The 20,286-nt window shown below is 67.1% G+C and carries 21 protein-coding genes, 1 tRNA gene and 1 pseudogene; 10 read left to right on the forward strand and 13 right to left on the reverse strand.

Annotated elements, in window-relative coordinates:
• Nucleotides 1-47 precede the first annotated feature (47 nt).
• The 3 genes from DCN14_RS27785 to DCN14_RS27795 are packed head-to-tail and all read right to left on the reverse strand — an operon-like array spanning nucleotide 48 to nucleotide 3,044.
• Nucleotides 48-800 carry a phosphoadenylyl-sulfate reductase gene (locus DCN14_RS27785; RefSeq protein WP_096502269.1) on the reverse strand — a complete coding sequence of 251 codons (753 nt, stop codon included), beginning with the start codon at nucleotides 798-800 and terminating at the stop codon, nucleotides 48-50.
• Entirely contained in the window at nucleotides 797-1,339 is a 543-nt protein-coding gene (locus DCN14_RS27790) for a DUF934 domain-containing protein (protein WP_096502271.1), read from the reverse strand. Before DCN14_RS27790 ends, DCN14_RS27785 begins: the two co-directional genes overlap by 4 nt.
• Nucleotides 1,340-1,364: 25 nt before the next feature.
• Nucleotides 1,365-3,044 (reverse strand): nitrite/sulfite reductase, encoded by a 1,680-nt coding sequence (locus tag DCN14_RS27795; RefSeq protein WP_096502273.1) that lies wholly within the window; start codon nucleotides 3,042-3,044, stop codon nucleotides 1,365-1,367.
• Between the two features lie 217 nt (nucleotides 3,045-3,261).
• Between DCN14_RS27795 and DCN14_RS27800 the strand changes: the two genes are divergently transcribed.
• The 3 genes from DCN14_RS27800 to DCN14_RS27810 all read left to right on the forward strand — a co-directional run bounded on the left by DCN14_RS27800 (nucleotide 3,262) and on the right by DCN14_RS27810 (nucleotide 5,603).
• Nucleotides 3,262-4,203, forward strand: a complete 942-nt coding sequence (locus tag DCN14_RS27800) for a CysB family HTH-type transcriptional regulator (protein ID WP_096502275.1) — start codon at nucleotides 3,262-3,264, stop codon at nucleotides 4,201-4,203.
• Between the two features lie 64 nt (nucleotides 4,204-4,267).
• A complete protein-coding gene (locus DCN14_RS27805) occupies nucleotides 4,268-5,425 on the forward strand; it encodes an ABC transporter substrate-binding protein (RefSeq protein ID WP_096502277.1) in 1,158 nt (385 codons plus the stop codon).
• A 93-nt stretch (nucleotides 5,426-5,518) separates the two neighbouring features.
• A tRNA-Leu gene (locus DCN14_RS27810) sits at nucleotides 5,519-5,603 on the forward strand.
• A 519-nt stretch (nucleotides 5,604-6,122) separates the two neighbouring features.
• Here DCN14_RS27810 and DCN14_RS27820 read toward each other — a convergent pair.
• The 3 genes and pseudogenes from DCN14_RS27820 to DCN14_RS27825 all read right to left on the reverse strand — a co-directional run bounded on the left by DCN14_RS27820 (nucleotide 6,123) and on the right by DCN14_RS27825 (nucleotide 8,192).
• The gene (locus tag DCN14_RS27820; RefSeq protein ID WP_096502279.1) at nucleotides 6,123-6,491 is read right to left on the reverse strand and encodes a DUF1493 family protein; all 369 of its coding nucleotides are present in this window, start codon (nucleotides 6,489-6,491) and stop codon (nucleotides 6,123-6,125) included.
• A gap of 1 nt (nucleotide 6,492) precedes the next feature.
• Nucleotides 6,493-6,925: pseudogene (locus DCN14_RS39185) on the reverse strand (STM2901 family protein).
• Between the two features lie 364 nt (nucleotides 6,926-7,289).
• Nucleotides 7,290-8,192, reverse strand: a complete 903-nt coding sequence (locus DCN14_RS27825) for a LysR family transcriptional regulator (RefSeq protein WP_096502281.1) — start codon at nucleotides 8,190-8,192, stop codon at nucleotides 7,290-7,292.
• 117 nt (nucleotides 8,193-8,309) lie between these two features.
• Between DCN14_RS27825 and DCN14_RS27830 the strand changes: the two genes are divergently transcribed.
• Nucleotides 8,310-9,047 (forward strand): SDR family oxidoreductase, encoded by a 738-nt coding sequence (locus tag DCN14_RS27830; RefSeq protein WP_096502283.1) that lies wholly within the window; start codon nucleotides 8,310-8,312, stop codon nucleotides 9,045-9,047.
• 149 nt (nucleotides 9,048-9,196) lie between these two features.
• Here the strand turns inward: DCN14_RS27830 and DCN14_RS27835 are convergent, their stop codons facing one another.
• Entirely contained in the window at nucleotides 9,197-10,087 is an 891-nt protein-coding gene (locus DCN14_RS27835; RefSeq protein WP_096502285.1) for an alpha/beta hydrolase, read from the reverse strand.
• A 105-nt stretch (nucleotides 10,088-10,192) separates the two neighbouring features.
• Between DCN14_RS27835 and DCN14_RS27840 the strand changes: the two genes are divergently transcribed.
• Complete coding sequence (locus DCN14_RS27840) at nucleotides 10,193-11,089, forward strand: LysR family transcriptional regulator (protein WP_096502287.1); 897 nt, start codon at nucleotides 10,193-10,195, stop codon at nucleotides 11,087-11,089.
• Between the two features lie 45 nt (nucleotides 11,090-11,134).
• On the opposite strand, the gene DCN14_RS27845 is transcribed toward DCN14_RS27840, so the two are convergent.
• The 4 genes from DCN14_RS27845 to copC all read right to left on the reverse strand — a co-directional run bounded on the left by DCN14_RS27845 (nucleotide 11,135) and on the right by copC (nucleotide 14,157).
• Nucleotides 11,135-12,064 carry a LysR family transcriptional regulator gene (locus tag DCN14_RS27845; RefSeq protein ID WP_096502289.1) on the reverse strand — a complete coding sequence of 310 codons (930 nt, stop codon included), beginning with the start codon at nucleotides 12,062-12,064 and terminating at the stop codon, nucleotides 11,135-11,137.
• Nucleotides 12,065-12,261: 197 nt separating this feature from the next.
• Complete coding sequence (locus tag DCN14_RS27850) at nucleotides 12,262-13,035, reverse strand: SDR family oxidoreductase (RefSeq protein WP_096502291.1); 774 nt, start codon at nucleotides 13,033-13,035, stop codon at nucleotides 12,262-12,264.
• Nucleotides 13,036-13,216: 181 nt separating this feature from the next.
• Nucleotides 13,217-13,717, reverse strand: a complete 501-nt coding sequence (locus DCN14_RS27855; protein WP_096502293.1) for a DinB family protein — start codon at nucleotides 13,715-13,717, stop codon at nucleotides 13,217-13,219.
• 65 nt (nucleotides 13,718-13,782) lie between these two features.
• Nucleotides 13,783-14,157, reverse strand: a complete 375-nt coding sequence (copC, locus tag DCN14_RS27860) for a copper homeostasis periplasmic binding protein CopC (protein WP_096502295.1) — start codon at nucleotides 14,155-14,157, stop codon at nucleotides 13,783-13,785.
• Nucleotides 14,158-14,271: 114 nt separating this feature from the next.
• Here copC and DCN14_RS27865 point away from each other — a divergent pair, with 114 nt between their 5' ends.
• Nucleotides 14,272-14,988 carry a 16S rRNA pseudouridine(516) synthase gene (locus DCN14_RS27865; protein WP_096502297.1) on the forward strand — a complete coding sequence of 239 codons (717 nt, stop codon included), beginning with the start codon at nucleotides 14,272-14,274 and terminating at the stop codon, nucleotides 14,986-14,988.
• 104 nt (nucleotides 14,989-15,092) lie between these two features.
• Nucleotides 15,093-15,281, forward strand: a complete 189-nt coding sequence (locus DCN14_RS27870) for a hypothetical protein (RefSeq protein ID WP_096502299.1) — start codon at nucleotides 15,093-15,095, stop codon at nucleotides 15,279-15,281.
• Here the strand turns inward: DCN14_RS27870 and DCN14_RS27875 are convergent.
• The gene (locus DCN14_RS27875; RefSeq protein ID WP_096502301.1) at nucleotides 15,264-16,301 is read right to left on the reverse strand and encodes an NAD-dependent epimerase/dehydratase family protein; all 1,038 of its coding nucleotides are present in this window, start codon (nucleotides 16,299-16,301) and stop codon (nucleotides 15,264-15,266) included. The two genes, DCN14_RS27870 and DCN14_RS27875, sit on opposite strands and share 18 nt — an antisense overlap.
• A 106-nt stretch (nucleotides 16,302-16,407) precedes the next feature.
• Here DCN14_RS27875 and DCN14_RS27880 point away from each other — a divergent pair, with 106 nt between their 5' ends.
• From DCN14_RS27880 to DCN14_RS27890, 3 genes are all read left to right on the forward strand, one after another.
• Nucleotides 16,408-17,439, forward strand: a complete 1,032-nt coding sequence (locus DCN14_RS27880; protein ID WP_096502303.1) for a CDP-6-deoxy-delta-3,4-glucoseen reductase — start codon at nucleotides 16,408-16,410, stop codon at nucleotides 17,437-17,439.
• A gap of 292 nt (nucleotides 17,440-17,731) precedes the next feature.
• Entirely contained in the window at nucleotides 17,732-18,916 is a 1,185-nt protein-coding gene (locus tag DCN14_RS27885) for an acetylornithine transaminase (RefSeq protein WP_096502305.1), read from the forward strand.
• Nucleotides 18,917-18,929: 13 nt separating this feature from the next.
• A complete protein-coding gene (locus DCN14_RS27890) occupies nucleotides 18,930-19,385 on the forward strand; it encodes a GNAT family acetyltransferase (protein WP_096502307.1) in 456 nt (151 codons plus the stop codon).
• Nucleotides 19,386-19,400: 15 nt separating this feature from the next.
• Here the strand turns inward: DCN14_RS27890 and DCN14_RS27895 are convergent, their stop codons facing one another.
• On the reverse strand, nucleotides 19,401-20,075 hold the full coding sequence (locus DCN14_RS27895; RefSeq protein ID WP_096502309.1) for a DUF2278 family protein: 675 nt from the start codon (nucleotides 20,073-20,075) through the stop codon (nucleotides 19,401-19,403).
• Nucleotides 20,076-20,286 lie beyond the last annotated feature (211 nt).

Raw genomic sequence — 20,286 nt, forward strand, 5'->3', positions numbered from 1 at the left:
GCCGCCCGCTGTCGCAGGCGGCGCAATATTCAGTTTCTTGTCGGCTTTCAGTGCGCGGCGCCGGCAACGGCGGCCACCGGAATCGGCGTGATCGTGGTGATGTGCAGCCCGCATTCCTTCGTATCGCGCGACTCCCACCACCAGCGGCCGGCCCGGCTGTCCTCGCCGGGGCGGATCGCACGCGTACAAGGCTCGCAGCCGATGCTCGGGTAGCCGCGGGCGTGCAGCGGGTTGACCGGTACGTCAAACGCCTTAAGGTACGCCCACACGTCGGCTTCCGTCCAGTCGGCGAGCGGGTTGTACTTCGCGATCCCGCGCGCTTCGTCCTGCTCTTCCTCGTGCAGCTCCGCACGCGTGACCGACTGCTCGCGGCGCTGGCCCGTGACCCACGCGCCGACGTCGGCCAGCGCGCGGTTCAGCGGCTCGACCTTGCGGATGTGGCAGCACGACTTGCGCAGCTCGACGCTTTCGTAGAACGCGTTCAGGCCGTGCTCGGCGACGTACTGGTCGACCGCGTCCTGCTGCGGGTGAAACTGCTCGATCTCGTAGCCGTAGCGCTCGCGCACGCGGTCGATCATGCCCAGCGTTTCCGCATGCAGACGGCCGGTGTTCAGCGAGAAGATGCCGATCGACGCGCCCTTCGACAGGATCGCGTGCGTGAGCAGCATGTCTTCCGCGGCGAGGCTGCTCGCGAACTTCACCTTCGCGTGGCGCTCGCCGATCTGCGCGAGCAGCGCGTCGAGGCGCTCGACCTTCGCAGCCAGTTCCGGCGTCAGCGCGGTGGCGGTCGCGGTGCTCATGCGCTCACCTTCGTATCGGCCGCGCCCGCGCGACGGCGAAACAGCGGCGCCGGCTCGTCGAACGCGCCCTGATAACGCTGCGTGAATTCGCCGAACGCGTTCAGCGCGTCGTGGATGTCCTTGTCGGCACGCACCGCGAAGGCGTCGAAGCCGCAACGCGACATGTACAGCAGCTGGTCGCGCAGCACGTCGCCGATCGCGCGCAGCTCGCCCGTCCAGCCGTGGCGCTCGCGCAACAGGCGGCCGATGCTGTAGCCGCGGCCGTCCGCGAAGCGCGGGAATTCGACCGCGATCAGCGAGATCGCGCCGAAGTCGGCCACAAGATCGGCCGGCTCGCTGTCCGGCGCCAGCCACACGCCCAGTTCGTCCTTCGTCTTCGCGGCGACGAGCGCTGCGCGCTCGGCCTGCCACAGTGCGAACGGCACCAGCACCTTGCCGGCCGGCAATGCGTCGACCGCGGGCAGCGCACCGTCTTCCGCCGCGCGCACGACCTGCCATGCATCGTCGATCACTGCGCGGTTCTTGATAATCGAAGCCATCTGCAAATTCCTTCTACCCGGTTGGTTACGCGTTCACTGCCTGGCGCGCCGCATACACGCGCTCCTTGAACGGCGCGATGCCGATGCGGTCGTACGTGTCGACGAAGCGCTCGCCGTCGACGCGCGTCTCGACGAACGTGTCGATCAGCTTCGAGATCACGTCCGGCACTTCTTCCGCCGAGAACGAGGGCCCGATCACGCGGCCGAGGCGCGCGCCGTTCCGGCCCGTGCCCTGCTCGCCGCCGAGCGACACCTGGTACCACTCGGCACCGTCCTTGTCGACGCCGAGGATGCCGATGTTGCCGACGTGGTGGTGACCGCACGAGTTCATGCAACCGGAAATGTTCAGCGACAGGTCGCCGAGGTCGTACACGTAGTCCAGATCGTCGAAACGCTGCTGGATCGCCAGCGCGATCGGGATCGACTTCGCGTTCGCGAGCGAGCAGAAGTCGCCGCCCGGGCACGCGATGATGTCGGTCAACAGGCCGATGTTCGGCGTCGCGAAACCGGCCGCCTTCGCCTTTTCCCACACCGCGAACAGGTCGTACTTCTTCACGTTCGCGAGAATCAGGTTCTGCTCGTGCGACACGCGCAGCTCGCCGAACGAGTAGGCGTCGGCCCAGTCGGCCACCAGATCCATCTGCGCGTCGGTCGCGTCGCCCGGCGCCACACGGTGGTCCTTCAGCGACAGCGTGACGGCCGCATAGCCCGGCACCTTGTGCGGTGCGACGTTACGCTCGACCCAGCGCGCGAACGCCTTGTTCTCGAGCAGATGCTGTTCGAACGATGCGTCGGTGTCGGCCAGCTTCTCGTAGACGGGCGGCTGGAAGTACTGCGACACACGGTCGAGCTCGGCCTGCGTGAGCGTCGACGGGCCGTCCTTCAGATGCTGCCACTCTTCCTCGACCTGCTGCGCGAACTTCGCCGGCGACAGCGCCTTCACGAGGATCTTGATCCGCGCCTTGTACAGGTTGTCGCGGCGGCCGTAGCGGTTGTATACACGCAGCACGGCTTCGCAGTAGGTGATCAGGTGCTGCCACGGCAGGTCTTCCTTGATCACCGCGCCGACGATCGGCGTACGGCCGAGGCCGCCGCCTGCGAGGATGCTCGCGATCACTTCGCCCTGCGCATTCTTCTTCAGGTACACGCCGAGGTCATGGATCTGCACGGCCGCGCGGTCGTCCTTCGAGCCGGACACCGCGATCTTGAACTTGCGCGGCAGCCATGCGAATTCGGGATGGAACGTCGACCACTGGCGCAGGATCTCGGCCCACGGACGCGGATCGATCTCTTCGTCTTGGGCCACGCCGGCGAACTGGTCGGCCGTGATGTTGCGAATGCAGTTGCCCGACGTCTGGATCGCGTGCATCTGCACCGATGCGAGCTTCGCGAGGATCTCGGGCGTGTCTTCCAGCTCGATCCAGTTGAACTGGATGTTCGAACGGGTCGAGAAGTGGCCGTAGCCGCGGTCATGCTCGCGGGCGATGCGCGCCAGCATGCGGAGCTGCTCGCTGCGCAGGTTGCCGTACGGAATCGCGATGCGGTGCATGTACGCGTGGCGCTGCATGTACAGGCCGTTCTGCAGGCGCAGCGGACGGAACTCGTCTTCGCTCAACTCGCCCGACAGGCGGCGGCGCACCTGATCGCGGTACTGTGCGACTCGCTCGTCGACGATCGTCTGGTCGTACTGGTCGTACTGATACATTCGGGGACCCCAGGGGTTTTCGTGGTGACCGCGCGACGTCCTAGCCACGTCGCGCCCGAATCTCCGTTCCGCCGCCATCGCCGGCCTTGCGCTGCCTGGCTGGATTGCTAATGACGAAAACAGATATCCATATTTGAAAAACTCCGGTGAATCGTAATAAACTCGCCTTATATTTCAAACGACTAAAAAATTCTGTTGATATGCGGAAGGGTTATAAATGAACCTGCACCAATTTCGCTTCGTGCGCGAGGCCGTCCGGCAGAATTTCAACCTCACCGAGGCCGCCAAGGCGCTGTACACGTCGCAACCGGGGGTATCGAAGGCGATCATCGAGCTCGAGGACGAGCTCGGCGTGGAGATCTTCACGCGGCACGGCAAGCGCGTGCGCTCGCTCACCGAGCCGGGGCGGATCATCCTCGCGTCGGTCGAGCGGATCCTGCAGGAAGTGGAAAGCCTTAAAAGGGTCGGGAAAGATTATGCGGCGCAGGATCAGGGCAACCTGACGATCGCCGCGACCCACACGCAGGCGCGCTACTCGCTGCCGGCCGCGATCGCGGAGTTCAAGAAGCGCTTCCCGAAGGTGCATTTGTCGATCCTGCAGGGCAGCCCGACGCAGGTCGCCGAGATGGTGATCCACGACCAGGCCGATCTCGCGATCGCGACCGAGGCGATCGCCGACTACAAGGAACTCGTGTCGCTGCCCTGCTTCCAGTGGCATCACGCGGCCGTGGTGCCGGCCGACCACCCGTTGCTCGACCGCAAGCCGGTTACGCTCGACGATCTCGCGCAGTACCCGCTGATCACGTACGACGACGCGTTCGCGGGCCGCAAGAAGATCAACCACGCGTTCGCACTGCGCGGGCTGTCGCCGGACATCGTGCTCGAGGCGATCGACGCCGACGTGATTAAGACTTACGTCGAGCTCGGCCTCGGCGTCGGGATCATGGCCGACATCGCGTTCAATCCCGAGCGCGACCGCAACCTGCGGCTGATTCCGGTCGGCCACCTGTTCGGCAGCAACGTGACGCGTGTCGCGCTCAAGCAGGGCGCTTATCTGCGCAGCTATGTGTATACGCTCGTCGAACTGCTGTCGCCGACGCTGAACCGCAAGCTGATCGAGCAGGCGCTCAAGGGCGAATCCGAATCGTACGAGCTTTGACCGACGTGTATAAACGAGGGGCGCATATCGCGCCCCTTTTTCGTTGCCCGACGGAGATTCCCGCATGACGCTTCCCGCCCTGTTGCGCCGCGCCACCGGCGCCGCCCTCGTGCTCGCATGCGCGGCCGCGCATGCCGACCTGAAGGTCGGCGTCGACCTGTCGTCGACCGGCCCGGCTGCCGCGATCGGCATCACCAGCAAGAACGCGATCCTGATGTGGCCGAAGACGATCGCCGGGCAGCCGCTGCAGGTGACGGTGCTCGACGACGCGTCCGACCCGGGCGCCGCCGTGCGCAACATCCGCAAGCTGGTGGACGAGGATCACGTCGACGTCGTGGTCGGGCCGAACATCACGCCCGCCGCGCTCGCGGCGCTCGACGCGGTGGCGGCCGCCCAGACGCCGATGATCACGCTGGTCGGCTCGGGCGCGATCGTCGAGCCGCAGGAAGGCGCGCGGACCTGGGCGTTCAAGATGGCGCAGAGCGACAGCGCGATGGCCGACGTGATGACGCGCTACATGGCCAACCACGGCGTGAAGACGGTCGGGTTCATCGGCTTCGCGGACAGCTACGGCGACAGCTGGCTCAACGAATTCACGCGCTTCGCCGAAGTGCGCAAGATCCGCGTCGTCGCGACGGAGCGCTTCAACCGTACCGACGCGAGCGTCACGGGCCAGGCGCTGAAGCTGATGGCCGCGAAGCCCGACGCGATCCTGATCGCGGGCTCGGGCACGCCGGCCGTGCTGCCGCAGCGCACGCTGATCGAGCGCGGCTACAAGGGCGCGATCTATCAGACACACGGGATCGCGACGCCCGAATTCATCAAGCTCGGCGGCAAGGATGTCGAGGGGACGCTGTTCCCGACCCAGCCGGTGGTCGTCGCGCGCACGCTGCCCGCCGACCATCCGGCCCGCAAGGCCGCGCTGGCGTTCGTCGACGCGTATGAAGCGAAATACGGTGCCGGCACGGTCACGCAATTCGCAGGCGACGCGGCGGGCGTGTACCCGCGCCTCGCGGACGCGGTCGGCCGCGCGCTGAAGACCGCGCAGCCCGGTACGCCGGCGTTTCGCACGGCGCTGCGGCGCGAACTCGAACGCGCGCACGAGCTGGTCGTGCCGAACGGCGTGGTCAATACGAGCGAGAAGGACCATGTGGGGCTCGATCAACGTGCGAGCGTGATGGGGATCGTGAGGCACGGCCAGTTCGTCTATCTGAGCCAGTAACGCTGGCCGGTATCGGGCAGCTTGCCCGGTGCCCCGTTTTCCGCCATAATCCTCGTTTCGCCGCGCGCAATCGCATGCGCGGCCAGGATCAAAGCCCAGGTGGTGAAATTGGTAGACGCAGGGGACTCAAAATCCCCCGCCGCAAGGCGTGCCGGTTCGATTCCGGCCCTGGGCACCAGCTACTCGTCCGACAACGTTCGGCACAGTCCACAAACCCGCGACAGCGCAAGGCTTCGCGGGTTTTTTCATTCCGGCGAAGTCCGGCGACATCCGGGGGCGATATCCGGGGGCGATATCCGGGGGCGATATTTGGGGGCAGCCAACCCGAAACTGCCTTACTCCTCAGGAGTTGTCCCCGTGCCACTAACCGATACAGCCATCCGGAACCCCAAGACAGCGATTCAGGTACGCGCAGCAATCGCTGTGGCGCAGCACACGCACCCCAAGAAGAGCGAAGGCGGAAAGAGCGACGCGAAGGCCGAAGCGGCCAAGGCAGCGGCGTCGAAGGTCGGCGGGCCACCGCCTCCCCCGCGTCTCGTTGTGAACAAGAAATAGAGGGGTGTTATGAGTGCCCCACAGAAAAACCCGCGCAGTCCGTGACTCGTTCGGAAGAGCTATGCTCTTCTACCTCTGCTGGGGCGCAGGCAGAACGGGCCGCCGGAGCAATCCGCGCGGCCCGTTTTTCATTTGTACGCAGCTATTCGATACGGGCGGCGCGCTCAATCGCTTCCGTGTCCCATCGACCAAGGCGCATTGCCTCTTCCAACATCCGGAGCGTAAGAGGGACCAACGCCGGATCGCGATACCTGGAAGAGAACAGCCCGAGGATCGACCGAACCACGTCAAGGGTATCGGGACCGAAGTAGCGCTTGTACGGGAAGTTCGTCACGTCGACGCCGAAGGTCTCTGCCCACTTGTCGATGAACTCGATCGCGTCGATTCCGGTAATGCGAAGGTCCTCTTCCATCCGGCTATCGCGCATTAACTTCAGCGGACCACCCAACATCGGCCGTCCCAGCTCTTCACGGGCGAACGCCTCAAGCTGCGCCCATGTCGTGTCTGTCATGTCACAGCACCCGATCTTCCGGCTTCACGATGCCGTTATAGGCCTGCATCGTATTCCACATAACGATTGCCGCATCGGTCGCCAGCATGACGGTTCCGACCACCGGCACCGAGCGCCCCACAAACGCTCCCGGATTGCGCGTCATCGCGATCCGCAGTCCACCTACGCCAGCCTTTGTGATGGTCGGTAGCCGCATACCGATATTGAACGGCAAGAGGTTTTCGCGCGGCCATTGAAACGACTGACGTACCGGCAACCGCGCCGCGCAGTTTGCCCGGCACCGGCACATCGTTTTGCCCTAGCAGGATGCCAGCAGCGGCAGCGAGATCGCTGAAGCCAAACCGCTTGCAAAGTTGGTCGACCGCGACCCAGAAAAACAAATCGGCAGGCTGAAGATCGGTATGCCCGTTATAGGAATAGCGATTGTCCACCATACGGCCCTCAATATTGTTCGAATGTGGCCGAGATTACCAGAATCGCAACAACCGACTTACCCTGTATGGCCCGCCGCCTTGCTATCACGAGCGACTTCCGACGCACACGAGGCAAACGACATCCGGGCAGGGCGCTATGACACCTATTTAATTCCGGCCCTCATCAGCATTTCGCAGCGTCACGCGCTGCGCTCGAAACCCGCGCAAGCACATCGCTTCGCGGGTTTCTTGTTTTTCGCCGCGCTCGCCGCAACACGCGCCTCCCCCTCCCGACGCCCGGCCGGCCCGGACCGCATGCACCCCATCCGTTTCCGGACGATATCCGCGTCGCACCGCATGACCGGCCGCCTTGCGCCGCACCGGCTCAGCCCGTCAGCTCCCGCACGAAGTCGAGAAACACGCGCACCTTTGCCGAAACGAGATTCGACGCGTGGTGATAGGCGTAGAGCGGGAATGTCTCGTCCGCCCACTCCGGCAGCAACTGCACCAGCCGCCCGTCGGCAAGGATGTCCCTCGCATAGAGCTCCAGCAACTGCGCGACGCCCTCGCCGCCGACACATGCGCCGAGCAGCGCGCCCGTATCGTTGACGGTCAGCCGGCCGGTCGCGTCGAATGGCACCACCTCGTTGCCGCGATGGAATTCCCACCCATACGGCCGGCCTGTCACCGGATCGCGGATCAGCACGCAGCGGTGCCCGTCCGCAAGATCCCGCGGATGCCGCGGCTCGCCGTGACGCACGACATAGGCCGCCGATGCACAGGTGAGCACGTGCGTCTCCAGCAGCAGTCGCGCACGGTATGACGACGGTTCCGGAATGCCGAAACGCACCGCCACGTCGAACCCGTCGGCGACGAGGTCGCCCATTCGGTCGCGCACGCTGATCTCGACGGACAGCTCGGGGAAGCGGTCGAGGAATTCCGCCATCCTCGGCGCCAGCACGTAGTGGCCGAAGGTGCCGTCCACGTTGACCCGCAACCGCCCCCGGACGCGCGCCCGGGAACGACCGGCATCGACCGCCGCCTCCTCGATGCCGGCCAGGAGCGGCGCGACGGCTTCGTAGAAGCGCCGCCCTTCGTCGGTCAGCGTGATCGCGCGCGCCGTCCGGTTGAAGATCCGGATGCCGACCCGTTCTTCCAGCCGCGCGACCGCGCGGCTCACCGCCGGCTGCGTCAACCCCATCGCCTCGCCCGCGCGCGCGAAGGTCCCGGCTTCGATCACCGCCGAAAGCACGCCGATTCCGCTCAGAAGCCTGCTGTCGAATGCCATGAGACGTACTTTCAGTCATTATTAACCTGATCATTATTCATTATTTTTATTGATCAAGGGCGCCTACAGTAGTCCTGTCGCCGGATCGGCCGGCACTCACAAACCAGGGAGCAGGACATGAACGCATCGAAACGGGTTGCCCTCGTCACGGGCTCATCGCGCGGCATCGGCGCGGAAATCGCCCGCCGCCTCGCCCGGGACGGCTTCCGGGTCGTCGTGAACTACGCCGGCGGCGCCGGCCCGGCCCGGGACGTGGTCGACGCGATCGTCGCCGACGGCGGCGAGGCCATCGCAATACAGGCGGACGTCGCCGACCCGGCGGCGGTGGGCGCGCTGTTCGATGCGGCCGAGCGTGCCTTCGGGCACATCGACGTGGTCGTCAACAGCGCGGGCGTCATGAAACTCGCCGCGCTCGCCGAGTTCGACGACGCGGCTTTCGACCAGACCGTCGCGATCAACCTGAAAGGCACGTTCAACGTCAGCCGCGAGGCGGCGAAACGGGTGCGCGACGGCGGCCGCATCGTGAACCTGACGTCGAGCGTGATCGGCATGCGCCTGCCGACCTACGGCGTGTACATCGCGACCAAGGCAGCCGTCGAAGGGATGACGCAGGTACTCGCGCAGGAGATGCGCGGCCGCGGCATCAGCGTGAACGCCGTCGCGCCCGGGCCGGTCGCGACCGAGCTGTTCCTGCAGGGCAAGCACCCCGAACTCGTCGAACGGATGGCGAAGATGAACCCGCTCGAGCGGCTGGGCCAGCCCGAGGACATCGCCCGCGTCGTCGCTTTCCTCGCCGGCCCCGACGGCGCATGGGTCAACGGCCAGATCCTGCGCGCCAACGGCGGCATGTGCTGACCGACGCCGGGAATCGCGCACACCGCATACGGGCCGGCCGCTTGCGGGAGATCGATCACGAAGGAAGTGGTTGTCGCGCGCCGGCCATACGGTCTGCGCGTCGACATGCGAAAGCGCCGGCCGCAACGCGCCGGGCCGGCCGGCGCGCCTCAGCCCCGTTCGCAGAACCCGAGGATTGCCTCCGCGACCGTCGCCGGCGCCTCGCGCTGCGGAAAATGTCCCACCCCGTCCAGCACCTGCCGCGCGTAGCGCCCGGCGAAAAAGCGCTCGCGCCCGGCCGAACCGTCCGGATGATTGCAGGTGTCGATGCCGCCATGCAGCACGAGCGTCGGCACCGACAGCACCGGCGCCGGGTTCAGCCGCGCATCGTCGTCCGCATAGGCCGGCGTGCCGGGCGCGAAGCCCCAGCGCTGCCGGTACGAATGCAGCACGACGTCGATCCAGTCCGGTCCGTCGAACGCGTCGGCTGCCGCGTCGAATTCCGCATCGCCATACCAGCCCGGCGGCGACCACGTATCCCACATCAGGCGCGCGAACGCGCGACGGTCGTCGCGCAATGCCTGCTCGCCGCGCGGCGTCGCCATGAACCAGTGATACCAGTAGTTGCGCGCCTGCTGCAGCGACAGCGGCTGGGCCGGGTCGTTGGTGCCGTAGCCGACCGACAGCATCACGAGATGCGACGCGGCCCCGTCGCGCAGGCCGCACGCGTTCGCGACCGCACGGGCGCCCCAGTCGTGCCCGACCAGCACGGGCTGCTCGATGCCGAGCACGTCGACGAAGTCGAGCAGGTCGCGACCGAGCGCCGCCAGCTGGCCGCTGCGCGGCACCGCCGGATCGCGAAAGCGGGTCGGCGCGAAGCCGCGCAGCGCGGGCGCGAGCACGCGATAGCCGCGTGCGGCGAGCGTTTGCGCGACCGCTTCCCAGCCGACCGGGCTGTCCGGCCAGCCGTGCAGCAGCACGGCCACGCGTTCGCCGCGCGGATTCCATTCGAGATAGGCGACGTCGAGCGACGCGGTCGTCGCAAATCGATAAGCGGTCATCGTGTACTCCGGTAAGTGAACCCGAAGGCCGATGGTAGATCCACGTCTCATCACGATTCGCGGAGTATCATCACTTATTCTTCGAATATTGCGTTGAATCGATCGATGGAACCGCTCACCGACCCCGCGTCGACCGCACTCGACATCGCGCTGCTGCGCACCTTCCTCGAAGTCGTCGACAGCCGCGGTTTCGCGCCGGCCGCCGAACGCCTCGCGCTGACGCCGTCCGCGGTCAGCGGCCACATCAAGCGGCTCGAGCAGGCAGCCGGCACGGTGCTGCTCGCACGCACGACGCGCCGCGTCGCACTGACGCCGGCCGGCGACACCCTCTATGCGTACGCCCGCAACATCGTCGACATGGAGCGCGAAGTGCGGGCGCGGCTGCGCGGTGCGCCGGCACACGGCCCGCTGCGGGTCGGCGCGTCGGAGGATTTCGCGGGCACATGGTTGCCGCAGGTATTGCGTACGTTCCGCGACAGCCATCCGCGCTCGTCGATCGAGCTGAAGGTCGGCGTCACCGCATCGCTGCTGCGCGAGCAAACGCTGGGCCGGCTCGACGTCGTGTTCGGCAAGCAATGCCGGCAGGTCGACTCGGCCGGGGAACTGCTGTGGGAGGAGCCGCTCGTGTGGGCATTCGCGTCGGACACCGCACTCGACGCCGAAGGCGACGTGCCGCTCGCGCTGTTTCCGGAGCCCTGCGTGTACCGGGAAGCAGCCGTGTCCGCGCTCGCCGCCGCGCTGCGGCCGTTTCGCGTGCAGTTCGAAAGCGGCAGCATGGCCGGTTGCATGTCGGCCGCGCTCGCGGGCTTCGCGGTCACGGCGCTCGCGCGCAGCCAGTTGCGCGACGGCCTGCGCGCGTGCGGGCCGGATGACGGGCTGCCGGCATTGCCGGCCGCGCGCTTTTACGCGTTCGCGTCGAAGCCCGACGGGGCCTGTGCCGCGCTGATCGAGGCGGTACGCGCCACGGGGCGCACCCGGCGGTTCGCCGCGCAGGCGGGCTGATCCTCCGCCACCCTGCCCCCGGCCGCGGCTCGCGCCCGACGCCTGTCAGTCGCCGCCCGCAGCCGCGCCCGTGTCGTTCAACGCATCCGCCATCAGTTCCCCGAACCACTCGATGAACGCGTTGAGCCGCCGCGACCGGTGGCGACGATGCGGATAGACCGCCGACACATCCATCGGCTCGGCCCGATGACCGGGCATCACCTCGACGAGCGCGCCGCTGTCGAGCAGATGGGCGACGTCGAAGCGCGGAATCTGGATCAGCCCCATCCCGGCGATGCAGCTCGCGATATAGGTTTCGGCGTTGTTGACGATCACGCGGCTCGGCAACGCCAGCGTGTGCCGCCCGCCGTCCGCGCAGTATTCCCAGTCGAGTTCGCGCCCGGTCGTCGGCGACGCATAGCCGATCGCCCAGTGCCCATGTGCAAGCGCGTCCGGGTGCTCGGGCACGCCGCATTCGCGCAGGTAGTCGGGGCTCGCGCAGTTGATCAGCACGAACTGCCCGAGCGGCCGCACGACGAGGCTGCTGTCCGCAAGCCGCCCGACCCGGATCGCGCAGTCGACGCCCTCCTGCACCAGATCGATCGAGCGGTCCGTCGAGCCGAGCGACAGTTGCAGCTTCGGGTGGCGGCGAAACAGCGACGGCAGCGCGGGCGCAATCACGCGGCGCGCGATCCGGCTCGGCGCATCGACGTTCAGCCGCCCGACCACGTCGCGATCGCGCCGCCGGAACAGCCGGTCGAGCTCGTCGGCTTCCGCGAGCAGGCGCCGGCCGCGCTCGAGCAGCAGCGCGCCGTCGGCGGTCAGTTGAACTTGCCGCGTCGTGCGATGCAACAGCCGCGTGCCGAGCGCCGTCTCGAGCTGCTGGACGGCCGCCGACACGGTCGCGCGCGGCACGTCGAGCGCGTGCGCGGCCTTGATGAAGCTGCCCATCTCGGCAACCTGAAGGAAGATCCTGACCTGATCCAGCTTGTCCATCGGCGGAAAACGTAGGTTCGGGCAACGGTCACCGGCCGCCGTCGTGCACAGCGGCCGGTTCCGGCGACCCAGAAGAAACGGGCGCGCGGCCTCGTGCCCGCGCGCCCGTCCATTGTCCATGCAAACGCGCCATTGCGGTGCGCCGCTCGCCCGCGGCGACCGCAGGCGGCGACCGCAGGCGAGCGTGACGTCGTTGATTACTTCGTCGTATAGCCGCCGTTGATCAGGATCGTCTGGCCGGTGATCCACCAGCCGTCGGTCACCAGATGGCGGATGAACGGCACGACGTCCTCGATGTCGGTCAGGCCCGTCTTGCTGAACGGCGACAGCGCGGCCGCGGTCTTGTGATACGCGACCGCGTCGGCACCTTCTGCCGGGTAGAAGAACGGCGTGTCCATCGGGCCCGGCCCGACCGCCGTCACCGAGATCCCGCGCGCGCCGTACTCCTTCGACGCCGCGCGCGTGAAGTGCTCGACCGGCGCCTTCGATCCTTCGTAGGCGGCGTAGAACGGCGTGAACGCGCCGAGCAGCGACGTCACGAGCGTGACGAGCTTGCCGTGATCCTCGAGGTGCCGCCCCGCTTCCTTGATGAAGAAGAACGCCGACTTGCTGTTGACCGCGAACATCTCGTCGTATTCGGCCTCGGTGATTTCGGTGAACGGCTTCTTCAGCACCTTGCCGACGGTATTGATCGCGATGTCGATCTTGCCGAAGTGCTGCTTCGCGTCGTCGAACAGTTTCTCGACCGCGGCGGCCGTCGTCAGGTCGGCCTGGAACGTCGCGGCCTGCGCACCGACCGCGCGCACGGCCGCAGCCGTTTCCTCGGCCTGCGCCTGCGACGCCGCGCTGTTGTAGTGAATCGCCACCGCCTTCGCGCCGTGGCTCGCCAGGTCCCGGGCGATCAGGCCGCCGAGATTCTTGGCGCCACCTGCGATCAGGACGATCTTGTCTGCGAGCGTGTGAATGGCCACGGTTGACTCCTTTTTGCGTTGAATGAAGCTAGGAGTGTAGGCACGCGCGACGCACCGGTCAGCCAGGCGCGGCTGGATGGATTATCCAGAAAAAAGATCCAATCGGAATGCGGGAACGGTGCCCTGCCCCACCGACAACCGCATCGGAATCCGCACGAAGCGATGCGGGTGGCCGCGCAAGTCAGCGCGCATGCAGCGTTGCATCGATCTTGCCGAGCAGCCATTGCATGCCGGCCAGATGCTGCTGATCGTGGCTGCACAGGTAATGCACGAGGCCACGCACGGTCAGCGGGCCGTAGCCTTCGAACTCGCCGGTGCGCGCGAACTGTTCCGGGGTGAGGCGCGCGAGCAGATCGAGCGTGTCGCGCCGCGCATCGCGAATCGCCGCGAGCACGTCGGACGCGTAGGCGGCGTCGTAGCGGCGCTCGGTCGCAAGCGCGTCGCCGTCGATCGACACCAGCAGCGGACGATCCTCGTCGAGCATGCGCCGCAGCCGCACGTGATAGCCGTCGATCTCGATGTCGCGCACATGGCAGAGCTGCCCGAGCGGCGAGAAGTGCTCGCTCGGGATCCCGCGCCAGTCGTCGGGCGTCCAGCGCGCATAGCCGTCCGGCACGGCGGCGAAATGGGCTTCGAGCAGGCGGGGAAAATCGGCGAGTGCGTCGAGCGTCGTCGGATTCATGCGGCAGGCTCCGTGTCGGATGGAAACGACGGCGGCCCCGGCACGTGCCTGCCACCGTCATGGCGCTACTTCACGCTGAAGCCGTATGCCCCTTGCGTGCGATGCCCGTCGGTCGCAACCGCCACCCATTTCACCGTATAGGCGCCCGTGCCGAGCGCGGCGAGCGGCACCGTCATTCGCCTGGCGGCCGCGGCGTCGATGTTCGCGCGGCCGTTCGAAACGGTCTTGCCTTCGCCGTCGACGACGACGATCGAGCTGAACGCCGGCTCCAGCGGCTCGGTGAAATCGATCGTGACGGCAGCGGGCGCGGCGGCCAGCGCCGCGTTCGCGGCCGGATCGCTGTTCGCGACGTGCGCGTGCGCGAACGCCGTCGACGAGACCATGGCGGTCAGCACGACGGCGGCGGCTTTGCGGCCGAACAGCAGCGGGTCGAATTGCATGGACTTTCCGTGAAGAATGAACGAGCGTCGCGCTCGGCGCGACGTCCCGGCAGCTTACCAGCGCGCACCGATTCACGCCGATGCCCGCGCACCGCTTGATAGAATGCGCGCGCTATGGATCTCGAAAGCATTCTCTACACGCAGGGCTTCGGCTCGCGCCGCCAGTGCCGCGGCCTGATCGAATCGGGCCGCGTCGCCGTCGCGGGCGCGAGCTCGATCAACCCCAACGCATCGTTCGACACCGACGGTCTGGTGTTCACGGTCGACGACGCCGCATGGCCGTTTCACGCGCACGCGTATCTCGCGCTCAACAAGCCGGCCGGCTACGAGTGTTCGCGCGACCCGCAGCACCACGCGAGCGTGTTCAGCCTGCTGCCGGCGCCGCTCGTCGCGCGCGGCGTGCAGTGCGTCGGGCGCCTCGACCAGGACACGACGGGCCTGCTGCTGCTGTCCGACGACGGCCAGTTCGTGCATGCGTACACGTCGCCCAAACGCAAGGTGCCGAAGACCTACGTCGCCACCGTGCGCCACCCGCTCGACGACGCGCAGCTCGCGGCGCTGCGCGCCGGCGTGCAACTGCACGGCGAGCCGAAGCCGATCGCGGCGGTCGCCGCCGACGCGCGCGACACGCACGCGCTCGCGCTGACGGTCCTCGAAGGCAAATATCATCAGGTGAAACGCATGGTCGCCGCGGCCAGCAATCGCGTCGAGGCGCTGCACCGCGAAAGCATCGGCGGCTTCACGCTGCCGGACGACCTCGCGCCGGGCGCATGGCGCTGGCTCGGCGAAGCGGACCTTTCAGCACTGCGCAATCCCGTCAAAACCCTGTAAGGGAAAATCCGCACGATCGTTCGACGTCCGGCCGCATCGCGGCCGTGCCTTCCCCCGCTATACTGAAATCACAAGCTGTACGAGCAGCGACGCAGGGGGACATCATGAACATCGACCATTCGTTCGAACTTTCGTACATGACGATCGCGTTCGCGGTCGTGGGCGCCATCGTGATCGGCGGGCTGCTGGCCACGATGCACATGAAGCACAAATATCATCCGAACCTGATTGGCGCGCTGATCGGTGCGCTGCTGTGCTTCCTGCTGATCGAAGCGTTACCCGCGCTCACCTGATGCGCCGCCCGGCGCGAGCGTTTGAAGGAATTCGTCTACGGTCGGATAGCGCAGCGTCACGCACAATTCGGCCTTGAGCCGGGTATTGGACAAGCGCCGCGATTCACGCATGAACGACAGGAGCGTCGGCTCGAGTTGACGCTCGGCGTCCGCGCGGCTGATGCGCGGCGGCGGCGGCAGGCCGAACGCCTGCGCGACCCGGTCGAAATACTCTCCCATCCGCAGTTCGCTGTCGTCCGACGCATGCACCGCGCGCGCCGGCCTGCCGCGCACGGCTGCCCGGCGCAGGATCGTCGCGAGGTCGTCCGCATGGATGTGGTTCGTGTACACGTCGTCGGCCGCGTCGAGCGCCGGCGTGCCGCGCTCGAGCCGCGCGAGCGGCAGCCGGTTCGCCGCGTAGATGCCGGGAATGCGCACGATGCGCGCGGACAGCACGCCGCGCACCGTCGCCGCCCGCAGTTGGCGCTCGGCCGACACGCGCCGGAACGCACGCGGATTCGCCGGGCGCAGCGGCCGGGTTTCGTCGATTCGCGCGCCGCCGCAGTCGCCGTATACGCCCGTCGTGCTGGCGTAGACGAGCGTCGGCGCACGAAGGGCGTCGGGTACAATACGCGCTGCCCGAACCGGCGCGCCAGCCTGTCGGGCAGCGGCGCGCAGCGTGCGAAGCCGGCCGACCGACGACACCGCCGGTACGAACGGCCGCCGCGCGGGCACGGACAATGCGGCGATCAGCGCACGCGTGCGCAGGTCGTCGCGACCGTCGGATTGCGGCGGCGCAAGATGCAGGATCGTACGGGCGAGCCCCGCGAGACGTCCGAGCGTCGCCCGGCGATCGAGGTTGCCGACGATCGGCGTCGCGCCCGCCGCGCGCAATGTGTCGCAGCGGCCCGGATGGCTCGTCAGCGCGACGATGCGCAGGTTGCGGCGCGCGTCGCGCCATTGTGCGACGCAGCGCAGCCCGACGTCGCCGCAGCCGACGATCAGCACGCGCGGCCGGCGCAGGATTCGAGTCGCGATCATGTTGGTTGCGAAATCAGTAGCCACCGTTGCGCAGCGCGCAACGGGTTTGCATTGTAGCTGCCGTGCGCGACAGGCACGGTCCCCACATTTTGTTCTATTTGGTTCTATGGCATTCAACGTTACTCTCAAGCAAAGCGGCCGGCAGTTCCAGGTCGAGTCGGACGAAACCGTGCTGGCGGCAGCGCTGCGCCAGAACGTCCATCTGCCGTACGGGTGCAAGAACGGCGCGTGCGGCTCCTGCAAGGGCCAGATCGTGTCGGGCCAGATCGAACAGGGCCCGCACGCCGCGTCGGCACTGTCCAACGACGAACGCACGCGCGGTCTCGCGCTGCTGTGCTGCTCGAAGGCGCAGTGCGACCTCGAGATCGACGTGCGTGAAATCGCCGGCGTCGACGGCGTGCAGGTGAAGAAGCTGCCGTGCCGGATCGCCGCGCTCGAGCGCCGCGCCGACGACGTGATGGTCGTGAAGCTGCAGCTGCCCGCCAACGAACGCCTGCAGTACCTCGCGGGCCAGTACGTCGAGTTCATCCTGAAGGACGGTTCGCGCCGCAGCTACTCGATGGCGAACGCGCCGCACGAGGAAGGCCCGATCGAGCTGCACATCCGCCACATGCCGGGCGGCAAGTTCACCGATCACGTGTTCGGCGCGATGAAGGAGCGCGACATCCTGCGCTTCGAAGGCCCGCTCGGCACGTTCTTCCTGCGCGAGGATTCCGACAAGCCGATCGTGCTGCTCGCTTCGGGCACGGGCTTCGCGCCGATCAAGGCGATCATCGAGCACGTCAGGCATTCGGGCATCACGCGCCCGATGACGCTCTACTGGGGCGCACGCCGCAAGAAGGACATCTACCTCGGCGAGCTCGCCGAGCAGTGGGCGCGCGAGATCCCGAACTTCAAGTACGTGCCGGTGCTGTCCGAACCGGAAGACGCCGACCAGTGGACCGGCCGCACCGGCTTCGTCCACCGCGCGGTGATCGAGGACCTGCCCGATCTGTCCGGTCACCAGGTGTACGCATGCGGCGCGCCGGTGATGGTCGAATCCGCGCAGCGCGACTTCACGCAGCACCACGCGCTGCCGGCCGACGAGTTCTACGCGGACTCGTTCACGAGCGCCGCCGATCTCGCGCATCCGGTCTGAGTCCCGGGCACCCGCGCGCCCGCTGCGCGCCGCCGTGTCACATCCGTGGCATCGCGGCGGTTTACAGTGGGGCGCGGGATGCCTTATGCTTGCGCACATGAACCGCTTCCTGTCCGCTCTCCGACGTCGCCGCTCGCCGCTCCGCCCGGATGCCGCCGGCTCGTCACGGACTCGCGCGTAACCCCCACACTGCTTCACCGGTTACGCACAAGCTGTTCGATCCACCAGCCACGGCATTCCGTGGCTTTTTTATTGCCCGTTTCCCTTTCAACGTCCGCTGGAGTCTGCTGCCATGCCCTTGAACGATTATCCGATCGACTCGCTGATGTACATCACGAACCGCCCCGACATCGTGTTTACGCACGGCAAGGGTTCGTGGCTCTACGATCACACGGGCAAGCGCTATCTGGACTTCATCCAGGGATGGGCCGTCAACAGCCTCGGCCACTGCAACGAAGGCATCGTCGAAGCGCTGAAAACGCAGGCCGAAAAGCTGCTGAACCCGTCGCCCGCGTTCTACAACGAACCGATGGCGAAGCTCGCCGGCCTGCTCACGCAGCACAGCGTGTTCGACAAGGTGTTCTTCACGAACAGCGGCGCGGAAGCGAACGAAGGCGCGATCAAGCTCGCGCGCAAGTGGGGCCGCAAGTTCAAGAACGGTGCGTACGAAATCATCACGTTCGACCACAGCTTCCACGGCCGCACGCTCGCGACGATGTCGGCCAGCGGCAAGCCGGGCTGGGACACGATCTACGCGCCGCAGGTGCCGGGCTTCCCGAAAGCCGAGCTGAACGACATCAACTCGGTCGAGAAGCTGATCACCGACAAGACCGTCGCGGTGATGCTCGAGCCGATCCAGGGCGAAGGCGGCGTGATTCCGGCGACGCGTGAATTCATGCAGGCGCTGCGCGCACTGACGAAGCAGCACAACCTGCTGCTGATCGTCGACGAAGTGCAAAGCGGCTGCGGCCGCGCGGGCACGCTGTTCGCGTACGAGCTGTCGGGCATCGAGCCGGACGTCATGACGCTCGCGAAAGGCATCGGCGGCGGCGCCCCGCTCGGCGCGCTGCTGTCGAAGGCCGAGGTCGCGGTGTTCGAGGCCGGCGACCAGGGCGGCACGTACAACGGCAACCCGCTGATGACGGCGGTCGGCTATTCGGTGATCTCGCAGCTCGTCGCCCCCGGCTTCCTCGAAGGCGTGCGTGCGCGCAGCGAGTATCTCAAGCGCAAGCTGCTCGAACTGTCGGAAGAGCGCGGCTTCGAAGGCGAACGCGGTGAAGGCCTGCTGCGCGCGCTGCTGCTCGGCAAGGACATCGGCCCGCAGATCGTCGAGAAGGCGCGCGACATGCAGCCCGACGGCCTGCTGCTCAACGCGGCGCGCCCGAACCTGCTGCGCTTCATGCCCGCGCTGAACGTGACGACCGAAGAGATCGACCAGATGATGGCGATGCTGCGGTCGGTCCTCGACACACTGTAAGGAGACCGCCGCGATGGATGCCGCCGCCGATGCTGTCGCTATCCGCCCGTTCGAACGCGCCGACACCGATGCCGTGCTCACGGTCTGGCGCAACGCGTTCCCGCAGTACGACGAAACCGGCGCGCCGCCGCACCGCGATCCGCTGCGATCGATCGAGTTGAAGCTCGCGACGCAGCCGGAGCTGTTCTTCGTCGCGACCTGCGGCGCGCGGGTCGTCGGCACGCTGATGGCGGGTTTCGACGGACATCGCGGCTGGCTCTACTCGTTCGGCGTGTCGAACGATGCACGGCGACTCGGCATCGGCCGCACGCTGATCGCGCATGCGGAAAGTGCGCTCGCCGCGCGCGGCTGCCTGAAGATCAATCTGCAGGTACTGCCCGGCAACGACGATGCGTGCCGCTTCTATGCGGCGCTCGGCTATCGCGTCGAGGAACGCATCTCGTTCGGCAAGACGCTGCCGGCCGCCTGACGGCCGGCAGCCCCCTCATCCGCGCGTGATCGGCCCCGCGCCCGGCAACGGATTGCCGAGCGCGTCGGTCGGCACGGCCTGCTGCTCGAACGCCGCGAAATACGCGGCCCACTGCGACTCGCTCACGCGCACGATCAGTGCGCCGTCCTGCCACACGTCGTTGTGATCGTTGTGGTCGTCGCCCGCGCGATGCAGGTAGTTCGAGCCCGTCGAACCCTGGTTCATGTGCGTGTCGTGAATGCCGTTGCCTTGCCGATACGTGCGGCCGAACACGACGACGTCGAGCCCCTGCGACTGCGCGGCATTGACGAGCCGCAACAGCGACGGGATCGGCTCCGGATTCTCGGTGCCGTCCATCACCGCGCTGGCGCGCCACGCGCCCGTCTCGTTCAGGATGTCGCTGCGCAGATAGTCGAGCGCCGGCAGCGCGGCCTGCCCGGTGAGATCCGTATAGCCTTCGGCCGCGGCCGCGAGCGTCGCGGTGACCGGATGATGGAAATCGTAGACGAGCTTGTAGTTCAGCAAGTCGTCCGCGTCGCTGGTGCCGACGTTGATCGCGACGTCCCAGTTGCCGCCCGGTAACGCCAGCGTCAGGTGGATGTGATACTGGATCTCGCTGCCGTGCGGCGAGCCCTTCAGCTTCGCCACCGACGTCACCTTCGCCTTCACGAAACCGTAGTCCAGACTCATGCATGCTCTCCGTGTTCCGACGGGCCGCCGATGCTGCACGGTCCGTGTGTCGGTTTGCAGGCGACCACCGTGGGCGGCCGCGCCATCGTTCCCGCGCCGCGGGCGCGGCGCAACAGTCGAATGGAGTCCCGCCCGCATGCACAAGTTCGGCTCGAATCGCGCGACGCGAAAAAAAAGCTGTCACGGCATCCCGTGACAGCTTTTCGAAAGC

It is taken from the genome of Burkholderia sp. IDO3 (genome assembly GCF_003366075.1).
Taxonomy (GTDB): Bacteria; Pseudomonadota; Gammaproteobacteria; order Burkholderiales; family Burkholderiaceae; genus Burkholderia; species Burkholderia anthina.

Coding starts and splice junctions, on each gene's coding strand:
- DCN14_RS27800 (WP_096502275.1), top strand. CDS start 3,262: ATGAACCTGCACCAATTTCGCTTCGTGCGCGAGGCCGTCCGGCAGAAT.
- DCN14_RS27835 (WP_096502285.1), bottom strand. CDS start 10,087: ATGACCGCTTATCGATTTGCGACGACCGCGTCGCTCGACGTCGCCTAT.
- DCN14_RS27865 (WP_096502297.1), top strand. CDS start 14,272: ATGGATCTCGAAAGCATTCTCTACACGCAGGGCTTCGGCTCGCGCCGC.
- DCN14_RS27820 (WP_096502279.1), bottom strand. CDS start 6,491: ATGACAGACACGACATGGGCGCAGCTTGAGGCGTTCGCCCGTGAAGAG.
- copC (WP_096502295.1), bottom strand. CDS start 14,157: ATGCAATTCGACCCGCTGCTGTTCGGCCGCAAAGCCGCCGCCGTCGTG.
- DCN14_RS27795 (WP_096502273.1), bottom strand. CDS start 3,044: ATGTATCAGTACGACCAGTACGACCAGACGATCGTCGACGAGCGAGTC.
- DCN14_RS27830 (WP_096502283.1), top strand. CDS start 8,310: ATGAACGCATCGAAACGGGTTGCCCTCGTCACGGGCTCATCGCGCGGC.
- DCN14_RS27870 (WP_096502299.1), top strand. CDS start 15,093: ATGAACATCGACCATTCGTTCGAACTTTCGTACATGACGATCGCGTTC.
- DCN14_RS27825 (WP_096502281.1), bottom strand. CDS start 8,192: ATGGCATTCGACAGCAGGCTTCTGAGCGGAATCGGCGTGCTTTCGGCG.
- DCN14_RS27840 (WP_096502287.1), top strand. CDS start 10,193: ATGGAACCGCTCACCGACCCCGCGTCGACCGCACTCGACATCGCGCTG.
- DCN14_RS27855 (WP_096502293.1), bottom strand. CDS start 13,717: ATGAATCCGACGACGCTCGACGCACTCGCCGATTTTCCCCGCCTGCTC.
- DCN14_RS27880 (WP_096502303.1), top strand. CDS start 16,408: ATGGCATTCAACGTTACTCTCAAGCAAAGCGGCCGGCAGTTCCAGGTC.
- DCN14_RS27785 (WP_096502269.1), bottom strand. CDS start 800: ATGAGCACCGCGACCGCCACCGCGCTGACGCCGGAACTGGCTGCGAAG.
- DCN14_RS27885 (WP_096502305.1), top strand. CDS start 17,732: ATGCCCTTGAACGATTATCCGATCGACTCGCTGATGTACATCACGAAC.
- DCN14_RS27790 (WP_096502271.1), bottom strand. CDS start 1,339: ATGGCTTCGATTATCAAGAACCGCGCAGTGATCGACGATGCATGGCAG.
- DCN14_RS27845 (WP_096502289.1), bottom strand. CDS start 12,064: ATGGACAAGCTGGATCAGGTCAGGATCTTCCTTCAGGTTGCCGAGATG.
- DCN14_RS27895 (WP_096502309.1), bottom strand. CDS start 20,075: ATGAGTCTGGACTACGGTTTCGTGAAGGCGAAGGTGACGTCGGTGGCG.
- DCN14_RS27890 (WP_096502307.1), top strand. CDS start 18,930: ATGGATGCCGCCGCCGATGCTGTCGCTATCCGCCCGTTCGAACGCGCC.
- DCN14_RS27805 (WP_096502277.1), top strand. CDS start 4,268: ATGACGCTTCCCGCCCTGTTGCGCCGCGCCACCGGCGCCGCCCTCGTG.
- DCN14_RS27875 (WP_096502301.1), bottom strand. CDS start 16,301: ATGATCGCGACTCGAATCCTGCGCCGGCCGCGCGTGCTGATCGTCGGC.